The sequence below is a fragment of the Halalkalibacter krulwichiae genome (assembly GCF_002109385.1).
In the GTDB taxonomy this organism is placed as follows: Bacteria; Bacillota; Bacilli; order Bacillales; family Bacillaceae_D; genus Halalkalibacter; species Halalkalibacter krulwichiae.
In genome coordinates this window covers 3,775,597-3,795,900 of sequence record NZ_CP020814.1, presented here as the reverse complement: position 1 = coordinate 3,795,900, position 20,304 = coordinate 3,775,597, and the positions used below count along the sequence as shown (strand labels likewise).

Sequence of the window (20,304 nt, the reverse complement as noted above, 5' to 3'; positions counted from 1 at the left end):
CCACCTTTATCCGCAAGGTTATGGAGCAATCAATTGGTAGCCTCATCTGTCTCACCGACGGCCGTACAGGAAAAATAATCTTTGTTTCAAAGGAAGCCCCCCTCAACCCATACGTCCAAACACTTGACGACATCATCATTCCCAAACCGCCGGAATTCACATCGACGAAATTCTCCAAGAAGTCGAACTCGTAGCAACATAGCAAAAAAAATTTAAAAAACATAAAAAAACTATAAACATCTCAATCTATCAACCGATATTAAGAATGTAGGCAGGAAGTCACGGAAGTACGGCCGACAACCGTGACCCACTGCCCCACAAAATAAATCAACATCCAACCACAAGGATGTGGGCGGAGAATTTCAAGGAGGAAATGAAATGATTATTAATAATAATATTCCGGCAATGAATACGTATCGTCAGATGGGTGCTAATCAAATGGCGGGGCAAAAAGCAATGGAGAAGTTATCTTCAGGAATGCGAATTAATAAAGCTGGAGATGATGCTACAGGATTGTCAATTTCTGAGAAAATGCGTGCTCAGATTCGTGGTTTAGACCAGGCTGCTCGAAATGCTCAGGATGGTATTTCATTAATTCAAACTGCTGAAGGTGCTCTAAATGAAACGCATTCAATTTTACAGAGAATGCGTGAATTAGCAGTTCAAGCTGCTAATGATACTAATACTACAGAAGATCTAGATGCTATTCAAGATGAACTTACAGCTTTAAGCTCAGAGATAACTGGTATTGCTGAACGTACAGAATTTAATACTAAAACGCTAATGACTGGTGATTTTGCTGAAGCAGCAGCAGGTGAAGGTGAAGGTGAAGCCGCTGCTGTTAGAAGCCTTAATTTCCAAATAGGTGCTAATCAAAGACAAACTGTAACTTTAAATATTTCAGACATGAGAGCGAGTGCATTGGGGAACGTTAGCGCAGCAGGTGAAGGTGAAGGTGAAGGAAGCGGTGGTCTCACTATTAATAACATTAATGTGACAACTGCTGTACACCAATCAGCGGGTGCGGGTGAAGGTGAAGGTGAAGGTGAAGGTGGAGGAGCTGTAACCTTCGATAATATTATTGGTTCTATTGATAAAGCTATTGAACAAGTTTCGAGCGAACGTTCAAAATTAGGTGCATTACAAAATAGGTTAGATCATTCAATTAACAATTTGAATACATCTGCTGAAAATTTACAGGCTGCGGAATCTCGTATACGAGATGTAGATATGGCGCGGGAAGTAATGGAGATGACAAAGAACAATATTCTTTCTCAAGCTTCTCAAGCAATGCTTGCACAGGCGAATCAAGCTCCACAAGCCGTACTTCAATTATTGGGATAATTTATCGGTAGTAAAAAAGACCCTGAAGTAATAGGGTCTTTTTTACTGAGTAAACAATAATATAAATTGAATCAATTTCATAGAAGTGAACAATTAAATGAATGTCAATAAATGTTGGGTGAAATTTAATAATTCAACTATAGAAAAATATTAAGTTATATTCAATTTAAATGTTTTAGTAGTTTACATATGAATATGTAATATGAAATTGATTCAATTTAGTTAATATATCTTTATCAAATTATAAAGGAGAGCATCTGTGATGAAACAAAGAGAAAAATTACTTTTTCAATCGGGAAAGATAATAGAAACATTAATAGAAGCTGGAGACCACTTCCAAGTTGTAGCAAGAGAAATGAAATTTAACGAAACAATTTTAATTTTTAGTTCAATTGTTGAGGGATTTGGAGCTATTGAAAAGAATCTACGAGATTTGGCTTTAGCAAATGGCTACATGCAAAATAATATTGAAAAAATTAAAAAGACGATCTCTCTTATAACAACATTAATAGAAGAAAGAAATTTAATTAAAGTTAGTGAAGTCATGCAATTTACATTAATGCCACAGCTTCAGCAGTGGAAGGAAGTTTTAGATGAAGAAGATTTTTATAGTAGAGGTGAACAGCATTCGATAACAATTGGTATTTATCTTTGTCAGGAAAATCCTATTAATAAAATAAGGCCTGAGCGTGTAAGTGCCTTATTAAAAGAAAGTAAAAAAAGGGATATTAAGCTTATATTTTTTAGCTCTAAGGCTGTGGATTTTAACCTAAAACAGATTAAGGCTAATGTTTATGATGATGGAGAATGGATAATTGAAAGTGTTCCTTTTCCCGAGGTGATTTATAATATATCGCCAAAAGCCCGAGTTTATTGGTCACGTACTGAAAGAAGATTGAGAAGAGAAATTCCATTTACGTGTTTTAATATAGGTGATAAATTTCACCTTCCTAAAAAAATAGTTGAATCTAGAAAGTATGATGAATTATTAATACCTTTTAAGATCATTGCAAAAGAAACTACACTTAAATCTTTTTTAAATGTTAACAAAAGAATAGTAGTGAAACCTATTAAAGGCAGTCAAGGTAATAATATTTATTTTATTGAAAAAAAAGGGAAACGTTTTTCTATTTTAGAACACCAAAAACAACATATTTTAAGTGAAGAAGAACTAAATCATTGGATTAAAGAAGAATTTCTTCAGGAAAAGGTTTACATAGTTCAAAAGTACGTGGAATGTCGAACTAAAAATGATGAACCTTATGATATTAGAGCTCATGTTCAAAAAAATGGAGAGGGAAAATGGGAAATAACAAAAGTATATCCTCGAATTGGGAATAGAAAAACCATACTGAGTAATATTAGTCGTGGTGGTAAAGTTATATCACTGACTGATTTATTGTATAGAGAATTTGGAAAAGCGGGTAATAAATATGAAAAGGCACTAATTGACTTATCACTAGGATTAACTAAACATATTGATAAGCTATATGGGTTTTCATTTGATGAGTTGGGATTAGATTTAGCCATAGATGAAAATGGGCGTTTTTGGTTACACGAGGTAAATACTAGTCCACAGTCGACGTTTCATGAGGAAGAGAGAGCAGTAAAAACTATTGCCTATGCAGAATATGTTGGGAAAAATCAATTATTTTTTATTAATGAATTTAATAAGAAGGTTAATACCGATGGTCAATTTGATGTATTGAAAACGAAATTAGAAAAAGTAGAATCGGATGGTCGATACAGAATCGGAATGTTAGTAAGCGAATCTGAAAATAATAATTTAGCGATCGCTTGTGCATATGTTGCTAAGTACGAAGATGTCCAATTTTTTTACTTTACCCCTAAAGATATTGATTACGATGAAATGTTAATTCGGGGTTATTACTATGAAGATAAAAAGTGGATACCTAAAATTGTTGAATATCCACATGCTATTTACGATCGCCTAAGACTAAGAGGAATGAAAAGTTATAGCCATATTTATGAAGAGTTTGAAGGAATCCCGTTTACAAATGAATTCTTTGGTAATTCTATCAGTAAGCTTGAAGTATACGATAAGTTGAATTTATCCAATGCTCTAGATGAAAATATAATTCCTTATAAAAAGGTAGAAAGAGTTAAAGATATTTTTGATTTTTTGAATAAATATGGAAAAATAATCGTTAAGCCAGAGGTAGGATCGTTTGCAAATGGTGTTCATTTTATTGAAAAAAAGAACATTGATAATTACTTTTTAGCTTTGGGGGAAATTGAACGGACTTATAGTGAAATGTACCTTACTCAGTATTTAAGAGAGATCTTAAAGAATGGAAAATTCATTGTACAAAAATATATTGAATCGAGAACAATAGACAATCAACCATTTGATATTAGGGTGCACATGATGAAAAATGAAAAAAATGATTGGTCTTTTGTGAATATCCACCCTAGGGTAGGAGTTTATCATGCGGTTATCTTAGTTCTAAGAAAAGGTGGTTATATTGGTAAACTTTCTAGCTTTCTAGAAAGAAATTTTGGCAAAGATATATATATAAACATCGAGAGTGAGGTTAGAACACTATCATTAAATGTAGCTGTGGAATTCGAAAGGCTGTATGAGGAAAGAATAAATGAAATTGGGTTAGATATAGCGGTTGATAAAGAATTGAAGCTGAAATTAATAGAAGTAAATGTGAACAAGCCAGGTTTTATAAATTACGAATTTGAATTAGCAAAACATGCAATTCCCTATGCGATAAAATTGGCTGAAAAAAAGCTATAATAGATTAAATTGATATCTACTTAATATATTAATATGTAAATAGTAAAACTAATAAGGAGCTTTAGTATGTTCGTAGGTTATTTGAGATCAAGAGCACAGCCTAGTCAGATGGCAAAGTTATTAGCAATTTCATGTAAAGAATTGGGAATAGAATTAATTTACCTTACACCAAAAGATATCAATATCAGTAATCATGAAATTACTGGTAAGATTTTAATTAGAAATAATTGGGTGACCGTTAAAACTCAGATTCCTTTATTTATAGATGTGACGGCCTATGAATATTCGGAAAATAATAGAGTAGTTTTTGAATTTCTTGAGAAAAACACTCTTTTATCAGATAATCGTTTAAATCTTGGTAAACTCGCTTCATCAAATCCTTTTATTATCTCAAAGGAATTAATGAATTTAGAATTGGAAAAATATAGTGAAATTGAAAAATACCTAATACCTACGTTAAGAGTAGAAAATTTTAAAGATATAGATAATGCCCTAAATCATGATAAAAAGGTTGTTTTAAAACCCATTAATGGTTTAGGAGGCAAAGGAGTATATTTGGTAACAAAGTTAGATGATTTCAATTATCAAGTTGAGTATCAAACAAAAACTCAAAATATTGATTTGTATGAGTTTATAAATCTTTTTGAAAATGAATTTACGGGTGGGAAATATATTCTGCAAAAGTATATACAGTCAAGTACAAGACAAGGCGACCCATTTGATTGTAGAGTGCATCTTGAAAAGGACGGTTTGGGTAAATGGGCTATTGTAAAAAAGCCTATTAGAATTGGAATTGGTCAAAAAGTTATCTCTAATGTAAATCAAGGAGGAGGTATTGCAGATTGTTTACAATTTCTAAAAGCAAATTTTAACGGAAGGGCAAATGAAATAAATGAAAAACTGAACTATTTAGGTATTTTGATAGCTCAAATAGTAGAGAAGGTAAGACAAACAGAATTGATGACACTTGGCTTGGATATTGGGATTTCTCCAGAAGGAGAATTATACCTATTTGAAGTTAATGGTGCTCCAGCTATTACCTTTGCACCAACATCCATTGCTTTTACACGAACAATGTATTATCAATATGTTCTGAATAAAGAAGAAAGGAGAATTTATTATGGCGCAAAGAAGTGAACTAGCGCGAAGTATAAAACCGTCATGGGTTTGGTCGATTGCCTTTGGATCTTCAATAGGTTGGGGAGCATTTATCTTACCTACTGATTGGGTTAATCAATCTGGTAGTATAGGAGCTATGATTGGGTTAGGTTTAGGAGCTACAATCATGATGATGATCGCAATATGTTATGGTGTACTAATTCGCCGTTATCCTGTATCAGGTGGAGGGTATGCTTATGCTTATTTAAGTTCAGGTAGAAATTGGGCTTTTATAACAGGATGGTTCATGGTATTGGGTTATGCTAGTATTGTTGCCCTTAATGCGTCTGCTTTTTCTTTATTACTGAAATATTTAAATCCTTTATTTATGAAACAAGGTTATTTGTATACAATTGCTGGTTGGGAAGTTTATATACCTGAGTTAATAATCTCTTCTATAATGATTGTATTATTCGCCCTGTTTAATATTAAGGGATCTAAATTTTCGGGAAAGCTCCAATTGTTTTTTTCTGTTATTTTAGCAGTTGGTGTAGTCATCATTGCTATTTATACATTTAATTTTGCGGATTTTCCGTTGATGAATATGCAACCAGCCTTTAATGAAAATCAATCAATTACTGTCTCTATATTAGTTGTACTAGCAATAGCCCCCTGGGCATATGTAGGGTTTGACAATGTACCACAGGCAGCAGAAGAATTTAAATTCTCAACCCAAAAAACTACTATGTTAATTATTTTATCACTATTATCTTCTGGATTAGTTTATATAGTGATGATTGGTGTAGCATCATGGACATTTGATATATCTAATTTTAATAGTAATAGTGGTCTCTGGTTAATAGGTGATATCATTTATTCTTCAGCAGGTATAATGGGCTTGTTAGTTTTAACAATTGTTATTATAATGGGGATTTTCACAGGGTTAAATGGTTTTTTAAATTCTTCTAGCCGTCTCTTGTATTCGATGGCAAGAGGAAGAGCGTTACCTAAGTTTTTCGAAGATTTGCATCCGAAATATCAAACACCATATAAAGCGATCTGGTTTATTGCAATAACAATGTTACCTTTGATGCTATTCGGTAGGCCAGCTTTATCATGGATTGTTGACATGGCATCTATAGGAGTAACAGTTGGCTATTTATTTACATGTATTGCAGCCTATAAACTTTTATCTTGGAAACGGTCTGGAAATCAGGTGTTCGCTCCTATAAAAAAACTAATAGCTCTTTCGGGGATAACCTTTAGTATAATATTCATATTATTATTATTAATTCCAATATCACCAGCAGCATTAAAAATGCCTTCTATAATTGCATTAATTGCCTGGTTTCTTATAGGATTTATTTTTTATTTATTTATTCGTAAAGATTATTCTAGAATTGATGAAAAAGATTTACGATATTATATCTTGAATGATGATTAATGGATTAAAATTAATTATTATAATTGTGTAATGTATCTATAATGTTTTTAGTAAATTGATTAGTATCTAAGTAGTCTCTTGGATGAGGCTGGGACATAACTAAAAGAACCAAAGAAAGATCGACTTTATGATCTCGTGAAAGAATTAACAGAAGACGGAGTTCCGATTGATGGAGTTGGTCACCAAGCGCATATTCAAATTGGTTGGCCTACAATTCAAGAAATAAAAGATTCATTTGAAAAGTTTGCTGAATTAGGGTTGGATAATCAAGTTACAGAGCTTGATGTTAGTCTTTACGGCTGGCCACCAACTGGTGCTTATGGAACGTATGAAGAAATTCCAGAGGAGTTATTTGAAGCTCAAGCAGAACGCTATGGCCAATTGTTCGAGCTTTATACGGATAAGAATTTGAAAGCAGACATTAGCAGCGTCACATTCTGGGGTATTGCTGATAACCATACATGGCTTGATGACCGTGCCGAGGAGTACAATGATGGTGTTGGAGTAGATGCGCCGTTTCTATTTGATGAAAATTACTATGTGAAACCTGCGTATTGGAAGATTATGAAATAATAAAGAAAACAGCTCTGCCAAAGCAGAGCTGTTTCTTATTGAGGCGCCGATATGTTGATGAAAGTCGCCGAAAAACCAACAAGTGTGGGCGATATCTGAACCAAACTCGCCGAAAAACCAACAAGTGTAGGCGATATTTTTACCAAACTCGCCGAAAAAAGCTAGCTTCGGAACGCAAGAGGGCGTATGAAAAAGTCTCATTTCACACGCCCTCTATTCCTATTATCTTTCTTTATACGTAAAGTAATCAAAGTCAGCAGGGAGGCCTTCGCCTGATGTGTCTTGGCATTGCATTCCGACGAATGCGCCGGTGAAGAAGCCGCCTCCTTGGATGTAGTCATCTGACAGCTTGTAAGATTCGAAGTCTATTTCGATTTCATTCCAGTTCGTGCCGTCGAATGAGTATGAATAACGGTATAGGTTTGTGCGTACGTCAACGCGCATGTATACGTACTCGACATCTTCTGGGATAACGATTTCGCGACCTTTTAGCGGTTGAGCGAAAGTGAAGTTGTCGCATGTTGTGATGTCTAGGATTCTGCCTTTTTCTTCGTTCCATGTTACTTGGAGCGCTGTCCAGTTTTGCGTGTTGTAGTAGTTAACGAGACCGGCTGCTTGCTGGAATGATTCAGGTTGGAATGCAACTTTTGTTTCCGCTGTGAATTTGAAGTGCTGCCAGCGTCTTGCTACATAAGCTTGTGTGAATTTTGATGTGAGCGATTCTTTTCCGTACAGGCGTAGGTGTCCTGGGCGATCCTTTAGTGAAACGATGTTCTCGCCAAGAGGGATACGCAATGTTTGGAAATGAAGGTTTAATGTCTCATGATCAAAATCGTCTTTTTCATCAAAGTCTGCTTCCCATTTTACTTCTTCGATCGCTGGGCCTTCAATCTCGAGCGATGGTTGGTTACCGCCAACGACATAAGGCCAATCTTCTTTCCACTCTAGACGTTGGATCGCTGTTTCTCTTCCAAGTGGACAGAAGCCACGTGGGTCAAGCAAAGGTTTGTTTTCTTGTGGCAGTGGTCTTCCCGTTAAGTGAACGAGGAACCATTCGTCTGTGTGTGTTTGAACGATCGACGCATGACCTGCTTTTTGCAGTGGGTTACGCGGATATGGGAACGACGTAATCAATGGGTTTTCTGGGTGTACTTCGTATGGTCCCCATAAATCTTTCGAACGAGCAATTGTCGCTTGGTGGTCATATTTTGTTCCGCCTTCTGCAGTTAGCAAATAATAATAGCCGTTCATTTTATATAAATGTGGAGCTTCTGTTAGCATCACATCTGTACCTTTGAAGATGACTTCTTTTTTGCCAATCAGCTTCATTTGTTCTGGGCAAAATTCTTGAAGGACAATGCCGTAAAAGTTGTGATGAGAGATGCGGTGATCCCAAACCATGTTCACAAAATACTTTTTCCCGTCGTCATCATGGAAGAGTGATGGGTCAAAGCCTGAGCTGTTCAAGTGAACCGGTTCAGACCATTCGCCGTCAATTGTGTCACATGTGACAAGGTAGTTGTGGCTGTCTTTCCATTGTCCTTCTGTTACTTTTACATCTGTGTAAATGAGCCAGAATTTGCCGTCGCTGTATGAAAGAGCAGGAGCCCAAATACCGCCGGAGTCTGGATTTCCCATCATGTTTAATTGGCTAAGACGGTTTAATGGTCTTGATGCGAGACGCCAATTTTTTAAATCCTTCGAGTGATAAATGCCGACACCTGGAAACCATTCAAACGTAGAGACCGCAATGTAGTAGTCTTCACCTGCACGACAAATGCTTGGATCTGGATTAAAGCCAGTTAAAATTGGGTTTTGAATCGTTGTCATCGTATGTCCACCTCTATTTTAGAATTTTTATAGCGCTTACAAGATAGCTTGCTCTTCTTCTAAATTCATTGTTAGAAAGTTCTCTGCAGCGAATGCGGCAACTCCGAGTGCAGCGGAGCGCTTTTCTAATTTAGAAAAATGTATGTTTAAGTCTTTTTGATGTGTAGCAAGTGCATATTTCTCTAAGTGGTCGGTTAACGGTCCAATCAGCCAGCTTTGCAACGCTGCAAGACGGTTTCCGATAATGATTTGTTCAGGGTTGAAAATGTTAATGATGTTCGTAAGGCCAACGACTAAATGGTTGGCTAGCTGTTGAATCAGCTGTAACGTTTGTTCATCTCCAGCTTCTGCTTGGCTGATAATCCATTCAAGCGTTACTACTTGCTCGCCTTTTGGAGTGATTCCTTGGTCTTCAGCCAATTTCAACAAGGCGCGCTCCGAAGCATACAATTCCCAGCAACCTTTATTGCCGCAGTTACATACCGGGCCGTCAATGTTAATCGTCATATGGCCAAGTTCTCCGGAAAGGCCGTTGTGTCCTTTATATAGGTTGCCATTTAAGATGAGGCCAACCCCAATTCCAATTCCTCCACTGACATAAATGAGGTCATCAAACGCTTGCCCTACGCCAAATTTCTTTTCGCCATAAGCACCGGCGTTGGCTTCGTTCTTAATTTTCACTGGAATTTGATATTTTTCTTCGACTACTGATTTTAAATCAACGTTTTTCCATTTAAGGTTAGGTGCTAGTAATATTTGTTCATGATTGCTAACCGTTGCCGGAACTCCAATACCAATTCCAACGATGCCATATGGACTAGTCGGAGCACTTGCTATAAGTTCATCAATGACATGATAAAGTACGTCTGTCATTTCATTGAAAGAAGGTTGTTGAACTTTAATGCGTTTTTCATTGACGATCACGCCTTGTAAATCGGTAAGAAGGGCAAGGACGTAGTTGACGCCAATGTCGATTCCGATTGTATAGCCAGCCGTTTTATTAAACAAGAGCATAACCGGACGACGGCCGCCGCTTGAAACGCCAGGTCCAGATTCTAGAATTAATTTTTCTTCTAATAATTCATTTACTAGAGAAGAGACCGTTCCTTTATTCAAGCCAATCGTTGTAGCTAACTCAGCTCTTGAGATAGGGTAGGAATCTTTGATCGCATGAAGGACGAGAGATTTGTTTCTAATTTTTACAACATGTTGATTAAACGTTTTCACTGTTTTCAACTTCTTTCACTCCTTTCATAGTAGGTTGTTGTCAGTATAAAAAAATTTTTGAAAGTTGAAATTCAAGAGGAAGGTTAATAGATCCTAGAAAAGGATTGAATAGTCAAGGATGGTAAGGCTTCCTATGATTTCATTATAACACTTATGAGTCTATTATACACTTTGTTTATCCACTAGACAAACGATGTTTTACATGATATTCTATTTTTGAAGTTAGCGAAAAGGCTAACGGTTAACCAAAAGGGGGTAACAAAATGTTTAAAAAGAAAACGGTTACATCTTTGTTTGCTTTAATGGCAGGTGTGTTAGTTGCTACAGGGTGTTCAGGCGCATCTGATAGCAATGGAGATGGTGAGCAGGCAGCTGGAGGAGGATCAGCAGAAACAGCTACGGTTGATTTCATGCATCTTTGGCCACAAGGTAGTTCTGCTGAGCATCACAGAATTGTAAGCGAAATCATTGAAGATTTCGAAGCTGAAAATGAAAACGTTTCAGTCAACATGCAAGTATTGAGCAATGAACAGTATAAAGATCAAATTACGATTCTTTCGGCATCTAACGAACTTCCAGATGTTGGGATGACTTGGGCAGCTGGTTACTTAGATCCATTTGTTGAAGGAAATAAATTTGCCCCATTAGATGATATGTTAGATGACGGATTAAGAGATGAGTTCGTAGCTGGTACTCTTGAAGCTTATGAAAAAGACGGTTCTAGCTATGGGTTACCTTTAGAGTTAAATACAGTTTACGTTTACTATAATAAAGCGATTTTCAATGAGTATGGGTTAGAAGCACCAACTACTTATGATGAGTTAGAGCAAGTCATTGCTACATTAAATGAAAACAATGTCAATCCAATTGCACTTGGTAACAGAGATCGTTGGACAGGGTCAATGTGGTACATGTACTTTGCGGATCGTATCGGTGGTAGCGACGTGTTAACAGAAGCAATCAACCGTTCAGGTTCGTTTGAAAATCCAGCGCTAGTAGAAGCTGCGGCGAAAGTTCAAGAAATGGTAGAATCAGATTCATTTACAAGTGGATTTAATGGCCTTGCAGATGAAGAAGCGAAAAGCATGTTCATGAACGATCAAGCGGCTATGTACATGATTGCAACTTGGGATCTACCAAACTACACAACAAATGAAAACGTTCCACAAGAGTTCAGAGACAATGTTGGTTACTTCAAGTTCCCGACAGTTGATGGAAATGGTGACACAAACAGCTTCGTTGGTGGACCAGGAGTTGGCTTATTCGTAGCTGAGAATTCAGATGTAAAAGAAGAAGCGAAGCAATTTGCTGCTTACTTCGTCGAGCAATGGGGAGAAAGAGCAGTACAACAAGCAGGTGTTATTCCAGCAACAATCGTTGATGGTGAGAGCTTAGACCTTCCTGATATGTATGTAGAAGTGTTACAAGATTTAAATGATGCAACGAACTTAACATTGTATGCAGATGTTCAAATGACAGCATCTGTTGCGCAAACGCACTTAGATTTAATTCAATCATTATTCGGATTACAAATTACACCAGAGGAATTTGCAGAGGAGCATGAGAAAGCGCTTTCTGGTGAATAAGGAAAACATCAGTCTATTGAAAGGGACAATTCCTTCAAATGGTCTTGTCCTTTTCCATTCTTTATTAATTGGGGTTGAGTGATATGAACAAAGTAATGTCAAACAAATGGTTTATATCTTTATATATTCTCCCTGCATTGTTGTTAGTCAGTGTTCTAATCTTCATTCCATTGATCTTAACAGGGTATTATGGATTGATGAAATGGGATGGAATTGGAGCAATGCAGTTCATCGGTTTAGAAAACTATATCAATGTGCTCCAGGACAATCGTTTCTGGGAAAGTGCCGGCCATTCGTTTTTACTAGCCATTTTTTCAACACTTAGCTTAGTCATCTACTTAGCGGTTTCTATGATTTTAGCTTCGAAGATTAAAGGGGCTGACATATTAAGAAAGATTTACTTAATTCCGATGCTCTTATCATCTGTTGCGATTGCACAGCTTTGGATTAAAATCTACAACCCATCAAACGGTATGTTAAACAGTGTTCTCGGCTGGTTTGGGGTTCAAAACCCACCATTATGGTTAGCAGATCCTAATATTGTTTTGTACTCAATTTTCATTCCGATCCTTTGGCAATATGCAGGATTTTACATTTTGATTTATTATGCAGCTTTAAAAGGAATTCCTGAGTCAATCATCGAGGCTGCGAAAATTGATGGAGCGACACCGCTACAAATTGCTTACCGCATTAAGCTGCCTTTAATAATGGGGGTCGTAAAAGTAACAGTTGTCTTAGCGATTGTTGGTTCCCTTAAGTACTTTGATTTAATTTACGTTATGACTGGCGGAGGCCCGAATGGAGCAAGTGAAGTAATGGCGTCGTATATGTATAAGCTTGCGTTTGGAAACTACAACTTTGGTTATGGTAGTGCCGTAGGTTTCATGCTGCTTCTTATTACTTTAATCGTCACAGTCATTGTCAGAAAGCTTACAGCTAATAAAGATGAGATCCAATATTAAAGGGAGGTTTATGTAATGGGGCGTATAGGGTACTTTTTACTATATTTCTGTCTAGGCATGGTTGCCATCTTTCAAATTTTCCCTATTGTCTGGCTGTTCCTTTTCTCTTTAAAGGACAATCGTGAAATTTTTGCAGGTTCGCCTTTTGCCCTTCCACAGCAAATTAAGTGGGAAAACTATTTAAGTGTGTGGGAAGGCGGAATAGGTACGTACTTCTTCAACAGTGTTTGGATTACCGGAGTATCAATTGCGATTACGCTTTTGTTTGCGAGTATGGCTGTTTTCGTTATTACGAGAATGTCTTGGAAGCTTAACAAAGTCGTTCTAGGGGTTTTCATGGTCGGATTAATGATTCCGATTCACTCTGCATTAATTCCACTATTCAGCATGTTTTTAAGTGTCAATTTAATCGATAATCCATGGTCGATCGTTCTTACGTATACAGCCTATAACTTGCCGATTACGATGATGATCTTACTAGGATTTTATTACACGATTCCAAGAGAAATTGAGGAAGCAGCGATTATTGATGGGGCATCCCTTCATCGCTTGTTCTTTACCATTCTCTTACCAATCTCTGCTCCTGTCCTAGCGACAACAGCGATTATTAACATGATCTACAACTGGAACGAGTTCGTCTTTGTCAATACGTTCATTAGCTCTGACAAATACAAAACATTAACAGTTGGAATTCAAAACTTCGTTGGGCAATACATGACAGACTGGGGTGCAATTGGTGCGACGTTGATCATTAGTATACTGCCAATCCTCATTGCATTCTTATTCTTCAGTAATAAAATTGTCGAAGGGATTTCCTCAAGTGCTGTAAAAGGATAAAAAAACACCCGCCTGTGTAAGAGGCAGGTAGGTGGTTACGCACTTTGTTTTTCTTGAATTCGGTTGAATGCATGAAGGGCAAACCACATCGTAATAAAGCCGTAAAAGCTTGCGCCGAATATAAAGGCCAATGCAGGAATCACTGTTACGATGAAATAAAAAGCAACAAGACTAATGATGATCACCACGTTGTGTATCGGGCTTACAAGCATCGTGAGAAACGCATTTTTTATTAGTTGGAAGAGGCCTAGATCATAGTGTGCATAGGCTGGAAATAAGTAAAACAGTATGAAGACAAATAAAATTATGCCTGCTAGTAATGGGGCCGACGTCCATGTTAGCAATTCACCGATATTCGCGTAAAGAAAGAAGAGATTGAAGCCAATAATGAGAGCAACGAGATAAACGAGTAGGCCTAATCGGTTGCTCTTAAGAAACTCAGTCTTATAGTATTGCCAGAACGTTGAAAAGATAGGTAGATCGGTTTTGCCTTTTAACCATTGTCTAATGACGGAGAACATTGCAACGGTAGCGGGGAATAACCCGAGAAGGATCGCTCCAGCTAACGTAAAGATGATCCATAAGGCATTTATATAAGCAAAACGAGTAATCCATTCTAAAATGGCATAAAGTGCACGGCTCATAGGGGGCCTCCTCATAATAGAAATTCTTTCCCTATTATAAGGCAAAATCGATAAAATACCAGGAGAGAAGCTATAGAAAAAAAGTAAAATAAACTTTGTTTATTCAATGGACAAACTAAGAAGCGACTGCTATAATAAACCTGAAAGCACTTACAATTATTGTATCCATATAAAATAAAAAATTTCCTCAGGAGGGTTTACCCATGACTTATTTTTCTAACATTGACAAAATCAAATTCGAAGGCGCAAAATCAACAAATCCATATGCATTCAAATTTTATAATCCAACAGAAGTAATTGGCGGAAAAACAATGGAAGAGTATCTTCGCTTCGGTGTAGCTTACTGGCACACATTCACAGAAGATCTTTCGGATCCATTCGGAGCAGGAACAGCGATTCGTCCATGGGACAAATTTAGCGGAATGGATTTAGCAAAAGCGCGCGTTGAAGCAGCATTTGAATTCTTCGAAAAATTAGGTGTTCCATACTTCTGCTTCCATGATGTAGACATTGCTCCTGAGGGAGATAGCTTAAAAGAAACGTATGAAAACTTAGATACGATTGTTGCGATGATTAAAGATTACATGAAAGACAGCAAAACAAAGCTACTTTGGAACACAGCGAACAACTTCTCTAACCCACGCTTCGTTCACGGTGCAGCTTCTTCTAGCAGTGCAGATGTATTTGCTTACTCAGCTGCAAAAGTGAAAAAAGGTCTTGAAATCGGAAAAGAACTTGGTGCTGAAAACTATGTATTCTGGGGTGGCCGTGAAGGGTATGAAACACTTCTAAATACTGACATGAAGCTTGAAATGGATAACTTAGGACGCTTCTTCCACATGGCAGTTGATTATGCGAAGGAGATCGGCTTTGATGCACAATTCTTAATCGAACCAAAACCAAAAGAGCCAACATCTCACCAATACGATTTCGATGTGGCAAGCGGATATGCATTCCTTCAACATTACGGATTGCAAGATCACTTTAAATTCAACATTGAAGCAAACCATGCAACACTAGCTGGTCACACATTTGAGCATGAATTACATTACGCTCGTATTCACGGCATGTTAGGTTCTGTTGATGCGAACCAAGGTCACCCGTTATTAGGATGGGATACGGATGAATTCCCAACAGACTTATACTCTAGCATTCTTGCTATGTACGAAATTATTAAAAACGGTGGTCTTGGCCGAGGTGGATTAAACTTTGATGCGAAAGTAAGACGTGGATCATTCGCACCTGAAGATCTATTTGAAGCACACATCGCAGGAATGGATAGCTTCGCAGTTGGCTTAAAAGTAGCTCAACAGTTAATCGACGACAAAGTAATGGATGGAGTTATCGAAAATCGCTACCAAAGCTTTACAGAAGGAATCGGAAAAGAAATCGTTGCAGGAAACATGGATCTTAAAAAGCTTGAAGACCATGCATTAGGCTTAACAGAAATCAAACACGAGTCTGGTAAATTAGAGCGTATTAAAGCGACAATCAATCAATACTTACTACGCGCTTACGCAGGAGAGTAATTTTTTAAGCAGGAGAGGATAGCGATGAAATACGTAATCGGGGTAGATTTAGGAACAAGTGCTGTGAAAATACTGCTCGTTAATCAAAACGGTGTAGTGACACAGGAAGTATCAAAAGAATACCCGCTCTTTCAAGAAAAAACGGGATACAGTGAACAAAATCCAGACGATTGGGTGAATCAGACAGTTGCAGGACTGTCTGATCTCCTCAAGGATTTCACGGGAGATCCGGCTGATATCGAAGGAATTAGCTTCTCCGGTCAAATGCATGGGCTTGTCCTTCTTGATGAACTGGGTGCCCCTCTCCGTAACGCGATTCTTTGGAATGACACGCGCACAACCGCTGAATGTCAAGACATCTATGATACAGTTGGTGAAAAGCGTCTTCTAGAGCTGACGAAAAACCCAGCTCTAGAAGGATTCACGTTACCGAAAATTTTATGGGTGAAAAAGCATGAGCCAGAACTGTTTACGAAAGCAAAAACATTCGTGTTGCCAAAAGATTACGTTCGTCTCAAGCTAACAGGAAAGATCCACATGGATTACTCGGATGCTGCCGGTACGTTGCTTTTAAACGTTTCTGAAAAAGCATGGAGTAAAGAGATTTGTAACTTGTTTGAACTGAGTACGGACTTTTGTCCGCCATTAGTCGGTTCGCACGAGGAAGTTGGAACGCTTCTTTCTGAAGTAGCAGAGCGTACAGGTCTTTCTGAGCATACACGTGTATTTGCTGGCGGTGCTGACAATGCGTGTGGCGCAATTGGTTCGGGGATTTTAGAAGAAGGAAGAACATTAGCAAGTATCGGAACATCAGGCGTTGTCCTATCTTATGAATCAAGCGATGAGAAAGACTTCCAAGGCACTGTCCATTATTTTAACCACGGTGCACCAAATGCGTTTTACACGATGGGTGTGACATTGGCAGCTGGTTACAGCTTGAGCTGGTTCAAAGATGTATTTGCCCCTGAAGAAAGCTTCTCGAATCTGTTAGCCGGAGTTGAAACCGTTCCACCAGGAGCAAATGGGTTACTATTTACCCCGTATCTTGTCGGAGAACGGACACCACATGTTGACTCAACAATTCGTGCAAGCTTCATCGGAATGGATGGTTCACATGAGCGGAAAGACTTTGCCCGTGCTGTTCTTGAAGGAATTACGTTTTCATTGCATGAATCAGTTGAAATCTTTAGAAACCACGGCAAAACAATTGATACCGTCGTTTCGATTGGTGGCGGAGCGAAAAATGAAGCATGGCTGCAAATGCAAGCAGACATTTTTAACGCAAAAATCGTCAAACTAGCTAGTGAGCAAGGCCCAGGCATGGGAGCTGCGATGCTAGCTGCATATGGGTGCGGCTGGTTTGAATCGATGACCGAATGTGCGGATCAATTCTTGAAAGTTGATAAAGAATACGTACCAAACGAAGCCAATGTCGAAAAGTATCAAGAACTATTTAAGCTTTATCAAACGGTATACACGCAAACACAAGAGCTGAACAAACAACTTGTGAAGTTTCGAAAATAAGTTAGATAGCTACACGCCTTGAGAGGAGAGATGTCTCCTTTCAAGGCTTTTGCATAATAGCGGAGTTAGTATCTACTTTGGAGAAGGAGTGACGATGAAATGAAATACAACCAGCTTGGAAACACCGACTTACATATTAGCGAATTAAGTTTTGGAACGTGGGCAATTGGTGGTGCTTGGGGAAAGACGAATGATGAAGAAGCATTAAAAGGTCTTGATCTAGCGATTGAAAAGGGTGTTAATTTCTTCGATACAGCCGATGTATATGGCGATGGCCATAGCGAACGACTTTTAGCAAAAGCGACAAAAGGGAAAGAAGATCAAATTCATATTGCGACAAAATTTTGTCGTGCCGGAGACATTCATGATCCAGCTACTTACTCAGAGCAAAGTGTTCGTGCTTACTGTGAGCAAAGCTTACAACGACTAGAACGAGAAGCAATCGATCTCTATCAAATTCACTGTCCACCACTTGAAATCTTAAAAGATGGCTCTGTTTTTGAAGTACTAGAGAAGTTAAAAGCTGAGGGGAAAATTCGTTATTATGGAGTGAGTGTTGAAACGATTGAAGAAGGTTTATTCTGTCTCGATCACACTAAAGCAAGTGCACTCCAAGTGATCTTCAACATGCTTCGTCAAAAGCCAGCAACTGAGTTATTCCCAGCAGCTAAGGCGAAGGGAGTCGGCATTTTAGCGAGAGTTCCGTTAGCAAGTGGATTGCTAACAGGTAAATTCACACAAGGTGCTAACTTTGCTGCAGATGATCACCGTCATTTTAATCGCAACGGAGAAGCCTTTAATGTCGGTGAAACATTCGGTGGCTTGGAATTTTCCAAAGGAGTCGAGCTGAGCGAACAGTTACGTTGGATCGCAGAAGAACGCGGCAACATGACAAGAGCCGCATTAAAATGGATCATGGAGACGGAGGGTGTCACGAGTGTCATCCCAGGCTTCAAGACATTGAAACAAGCAGAGGACAATTTAGAAGCACTGACGGTAAAAGGTTATAGCACTGAAGAGCGTGAGCGGTTATCAACATTTTATGAAGAGAAGGTAGATTCGTTTATTCGCGGCGTTTATTGAGGTGCCTGTCACTCCCCGAATTTCCCCGGAAATTGTTGAGATTTGGTGGGGAATATGTCTGTTGGACGCAAAAAAACTCCTATATTAGGAGTTTTTTTGCGTTGTGTGTAGAAATGGGGAGAAGCAGAAAAAAGTAAGTTAGTAGCTAGATTTGAAAAAAATACTGGTGGTATGCCTTTAGCCTTTTTAATAAGAAGAATCCGGAGAAGTCTTTTCAGTTCTTTTCTAACGAACCGGATGCAGAATATTTAAGAAAGATGGATGATGGCGAACGTCATGAAACGTACCGCCTCGCCTATATTGCCTTTCGGAAAATGAACATTGTCTTCTCTATGGCAATCATTGGTCTGTTTGTATATGGATTATTTGTTTCGTTCAATCCTTTGGCCTTTTTATTAATTGGTGCCCTTTGGATTATCATGAATAGTATCTATTATTTGGAGGGCTATAAGTCTTATAAATAAAAAAGTGGAAAAAGAAGCGACTAAGGGAGAAATTTTTAGTCGTTTCTTTTTTCTATTAAACAATCGGACTGAAGAAATCTCTTGATCTACCGATATATAAGATAGGAAAAAAACAAAATAAACGAGGTGCACAAACATGGACGTGAAAAGTACTTCCGTCACAAGTTCATTAGACATACAGGCAGTAAAATCAGAAACACAAAATCGTTTGCAAATTCAAGTAGAGCAAAAGGAGATAGAAAATCCCAATGAATATCCACAGTTTCCTTCAAAAGAAGCTCTTCGGCGCCAAGTGGAAAGCATGAATGAGCTGCTCAAATCGAATATGACGAGCGTGAAATTTAATATGCATGACGAATTAAATCGCTCGTATATTCAACTCGTGAGTAAAGACAATGACGAAATCATTCGTGAAATTCCTTCAGAAGAATTTCTTAATATGGTCGCATCAATGCTAAAACACGCTGGCTTGTTAATTGATAAGAAGATTTAAAGCTGTCAAATTGAAAATCTTATTTAATAGACTAAATGTTTTTCGATTGAGAACCGATAAAATAAGTAGAAACATGTCGATGATGTAAGAGGGGTTGAACAGATGAGAATTGCTGGGATGGCGACGGGAATGGATATTAATCAAATCGTCTCTGATTTGATGAGAGCTGAACGGATTCCTGTTGATAAAATGAAGCAAGAAAAGCAGATCATTGAATGGAAAATGGAAGATTACCGCGAGATTAATCGCAAATTAAATACATTTCATACTAATATATTTGATACCGTTATGCGTGCTTCTAATATGACGGCAAAAAGAGTGACGAGCTCAAACAGCAACCTTGTCACAGCAACAGCTCTCGCCAATGCATCAAACGCCTCATTTCGTCTAAGCAACATCACTCAGTTAGCGAGAGCCGCATCATACAGCAGTACAGCTAGCATCGCCAATGGCGAAAAAGTAAGTAGTACGCAAGCAATGGGCTCGCAGCAAGCTTTTGAAACGAATTGGAAATCGGGTGTTGTCCATCAGACGACCATTCGAGCAGAAAATAGTGATACAGTTACATTAGATACAGAAGCAGAGATTATTCATCATGATGATATGGTTGTGAAAGTAAACGGCAAAGTCTATAACGTTGTTGTCGATAACGGAACAGATCCGGCACCAACTCCGAATGAGAATACAGTTGTCTTTAAAGATCAATCTCTTATTTTTCATAAGTCGTTATCTCAAGGAGCAAATGTCTCAGTCACATACATGACAGAAGCGGATGATCCTACTAATCCCAAGCAGTTATACACAACGGGGGGATCTCAACCTTTGATGAAAATGGGAACGAGATTAAGGATCGATTCATCTTCACGTCCGACCAATCACTAAGCCAAGTGTTTACGGAA

The 20,304-nt window shown here is 38.0% G+C and carries 15 protein-coding genes and 2 pseudogenes; 14 read left to right on the top strand and 3 right to left on the bottom strand.

Annotated elements, in window-relative coordinates; translation table 11 throughout:
- Nucleotides 1-378: 378 nt before the first annotated feature.
- From hag to BkAM31D_RS19135, 5 genes and pseudogenes are all read left to right on the top strand, one after another.
- Nucleotides 379-1,344 (top strand): flagellin Hag, encoded by a 966-nt coding sequence (gene hag / locus BkAM31D_RS19155; protein WP_066160581.1) that lies wholly within the window; start codon nucleotides 379-381, stop codon nucleotides 1,342-1,344.
- Between the two features lie 262 nt (nucleotides 1,345-1,606).
- Complete coding sequence (locus BkAM31D_RS19150) at nucleotides 1,607-4,111, top strand: YheC/YheD family protein (protein WP_066160578.1); 2,505 nt, start codon at nucleotides 1,607-1,609, stop codon at nucleotides 4,109-4,111.
- Between the two features lie 66 nt (nucleotides 4,112-4,177).
- On the top strand, nucleotides 4,178-5,248 hold the full coding sequence (locus BkAM31D_RS19145) for a YheC/YheD family protein (protein WP_066160573.1): 1,071 nt from the start codon (nucleotides 4,178-4,180) through the stop codon (nucleotides 5,246-5,248).
- Nucleotides 5,232-6,653, top strand: coding sequence for an APC family permease (locus tag BkAM31D_RS19140; RefSeq protein WP_066160569.1), 1,422 nt, complete (start codon nucleotides 5,232-5,234; stop codon nucleotides 6,651-6,653). Before BkAM31D_RS19145 ends, BkAM31D_RS19140 begins: the two co-directional genes overlap by 17 nt.
- Nucleotides 6,654-6,758: 105 nt before the next feature.
- Nucleotides 6,759-7,226, top strand: a pseudogene (locus BkAM31D_RS19135) (endo-1,4-beta-xylanase); the annotation flags it as partial.
- Between the two features lie 222 nt (nucleotides 7,227-7,448).
- On the opposite strand, the gene BkAM31D_RS19130 reads toward BkAM31D_RS19135, so the two are convergent.
- Together BkAM31D_RS19130 and BkAM31D_RS19125 are read right to left on the bottom strand one after the other, a co-directional pair.
- A complete protein-coding gene (locus BkAM31D_RS19130; RefSeq protein WP_066160566.1) occupies nucleotides 7,449-9,056 on the bottom strand; it encodes a glycoside hydrolase family 43 protein in 1,608 nt (535 codons plus the stop codon).
- A gap of 36 nt (nucleotides 9,057-9,092) precedes the next feature.
- Entirely contained in the window at nucleotides 9,093-10,292 is a 1,200-nt protein-coding gene (locus tag BkAM31D_RS19125; protein WP_066160563.1) for an ROK family protein, read from the bottom strand.
- A 254-nt stretch (nucleotides 10,293-10,546) separates the two neighbouring features.
- Here BkAM31D_RS19125 and BkAM31D_RS19120 point away from each other — a divergent pair, with 254 nt between their 5' ends.
- From BkAM31D_RS19120 to BkAM31D_RS19110, 3 genes are all read left to right on the top strand, one after another.
- Nucleotides 10,547-11,869, top strand: coding sequence for an extracellular solute-binding protein (locus BkAM31D_RS19120; protein WP_066160560.1), 1,323 nt, complete (start codon nucleotides 10,547-10,549; stop codon nucleotides 11,867-11,869).
- 83 nt (nucleotides 11,870-11,952) lie between these two features.
- Nucleotides 11,953-12,831 carry a carbohydrate ABC transporter permease gene (locus tag BkAM31D_RS19115; RefSeq protein ID WP_066160557.1) on the top strand — a complete coding sequence of 293 codons (879 nt, stop codon included), beginning with the start codon at nucleotides 11,953-11,955 and terminating at the stop codon, nucleotides 12,829-12,831.
- 15 nt (nucleotides 12,832-12,846) lie between these two features.
- Entirely contained in the window at nucleotides 12,847-13,668 is an 822-nt protein-coding gene (locus BkAM31D_RS19110) for a carbohydrate ABC transporter permease (RefSeq protein ID WP_066160554.1), read from the top strand.
- Nucleotides 13,669-13,703: 35 nt separating this feature from the next.
- Here BkAM31D_RS19110 and BkAM31D_RS19105 read toward each other — a convergent pair whose 3' ends face one another.
- Complete coding sequence (locus tag BkAM31D_RS19105; RefSeq protein WP_066160551.1) at nucleotides 13,704-14,312, bottom strand: YesL family protein; 609 nt, start codon at nucleotides 14,310-14,312, stop codon at nucleotides 13,704-13,706.
- A 203-nt stretch (nucleotides 14,313-14,515) separates the two neighbouring features.
- On the opposite strand from BkAM31D_RS19105, the gene xylA reads away from it, so the two are divergent.
- From xylA to BkAM31D_RS19075, 6 genes and pseudogenes are all read left to right on the top strand, one after another.
- Nucleotides 14,516-15,841, top strand: coding sequence for a xylose isomerase (gene xylA / locus BkAM31D_RS19100; protein ID WP_066160549.1), 1,326 nt, complete (start codon nucleotides 14,516-14,518; stop codon nucleotides 15,839-15,841).
- Nucleotides 15,842-15,865: 24 nt separating this feature from the next.
- Nucleotides 15,866-17,365: a xylulokinase gene (xylB, locus tag BkAM31D_RS19095; protein WP_066160546.1), complete on the top strand. Its 1,500-nt coding sequence runs from the start codon at nucleotides 15,866-15,868 to the stop codon at nucleotides 17,363-17,365.
- 99 nt (nucleotides 17,366-17,464) lie between these two features.
- Complete coding sequence (locus tag BkAM31D_RS19090) at nucleotides 17,465-18,448, top strand: aldo/keto reductase (RefSeq protein ID WP_066160540.1); 984 nt, start codon at nucleotides 17,465-17,467, stop codon at nucleotides 18,446-18,448.
- 242 nt (nucleotides 18,449-18,690) lie between these two features.
- Nucleotides 18,691-18,912, top strand: a pseudogene (locus tag BkAM31D_RS19085) (DUF3169 family protein); the annotation flags it as partial.
- A 136-nt stretch (nucleotides 18,913-19,048) separates the two neighbouring features.
- The gene (locus BkAM31D_RS19080; RefSeq protein ID WP_066160534.1) at nucleotides 19,049-19,405 is read left to right on the top strand and encodes a flagellar protein FlaG; all 357 of its coding nucleotides are present in this window, start codon (nucleotides 19,049-19,051) and stop codon (nucleotides 19,403-19,405) included.
- A 102-nt stretch (nucleotides 19,406-19,507) separates the two neighbouring features.
- Nucleotides 19,508-20,287: a flagellar cap protein FliD N-terminal domain-containing protein gene (locus BkAM31D_RS19075; protein ID WP_085449824.1), complete on the top strand. Its 780-nt coding sequence runs from the start codon at nucleotides 19,508-19,510 to the stop codon at nucleotides 20,285-20,287.
- Nucleotides 20,288-20,304 lie beyond the last annotated feature (17 nt).

Coding starts and splice junctions, on each gene's coding strand:
- hag (WP_066160581.1), top strand. CDS start 379: ATGATTATTAATAATAATATTCCGGCAATGAATACGTATCGTCAGATG.
- BkAM31D_RS19120 (WP_066160560.1), top strand. CDS start 10,547: ATGTTTAAAAAGAAAACGGTTACATCTTTGTTTGCTTTAATGGCAGGT.
- xylA (WP_066160549.1), top strand. CDS start 14,516: ATGACTTATTTTTCTAACATTGACAAAATCAAATTCGAAGGCGCAAAA.
- BkAM31D_RS19130 (WP_066160566.1), bottom strand. CDS start 9,056: ATGACAACGATTCAAAACCCAATTTTAACTGGCTTTAATCCAGATCCA.
- xylB (WP_066160546.1), top strand. CDS start 15,866: ATGAAATACGTAATCGGGGTAGATTTAGGAACAAGTGCTGTGAAAATA.
- BkAM31D_RS19145 (WP_066160573.1), top strand. CDS start 4,178: ATGTTCGTAGGTTATTTGAGATCAAGAGCACAGCCTAGTCAGATGGCA.
- BkAM31D_RS19105 (WP_066160551.1), bottom strand. CDS start 14,312: ATGAGCCGTGCACTTTATGCCATTTTAGAATGGATTACTCGTTTTGCT.
- BkAM31D_RS19090 (WP_066160540.1), top strand. CDS start 17,465: ATGAAATACAACCAGCTTGGAAACACCGACTTACATATTAGCGAATTA.
- BkAM31D_RS19110 (WP_066160554.1), top strand. CDS start 12,847: ATGGGGCGTATAGGGTACTTTTTACTATATTTCTGTCTAGGCATGGTT.
- BkAM31D_RS19075 (WP_085449824.1), top strand. CDS start 19,508: ATGAGAATTGCTGGGATGGCGACGGGAATGGATATTAATCAAATCGTC.
- BkAM31D_RS19140 (WP_066160569.1), top strand. CDS start 5,232: ATGGCGCAAAGAAGTGAACTAGCGCGAAGTATAAAACCGTCATGGGTT.
- BkAM31D_RS19080 (WP_066160534.1), top strand. CDS start 19,049: ATGGACGTGAAAAGTACTTCCGTCACAAGTTCATTAGACATACAGGCA.
- BkAM31D_RS19115 (WP_066160557.1), top strand. CDS start 11,953: ATGAACAAAGTAATGTCAAACAAATGGTTTATATCTTTATATATTCTC.
- BkAM31D_RS19150 (WP_066160578.1), top strand. CDS start 1,607: ATGAAACAAAGAGAAAAATTACTTTTTCAATCGGGAAAGATAATAGAA.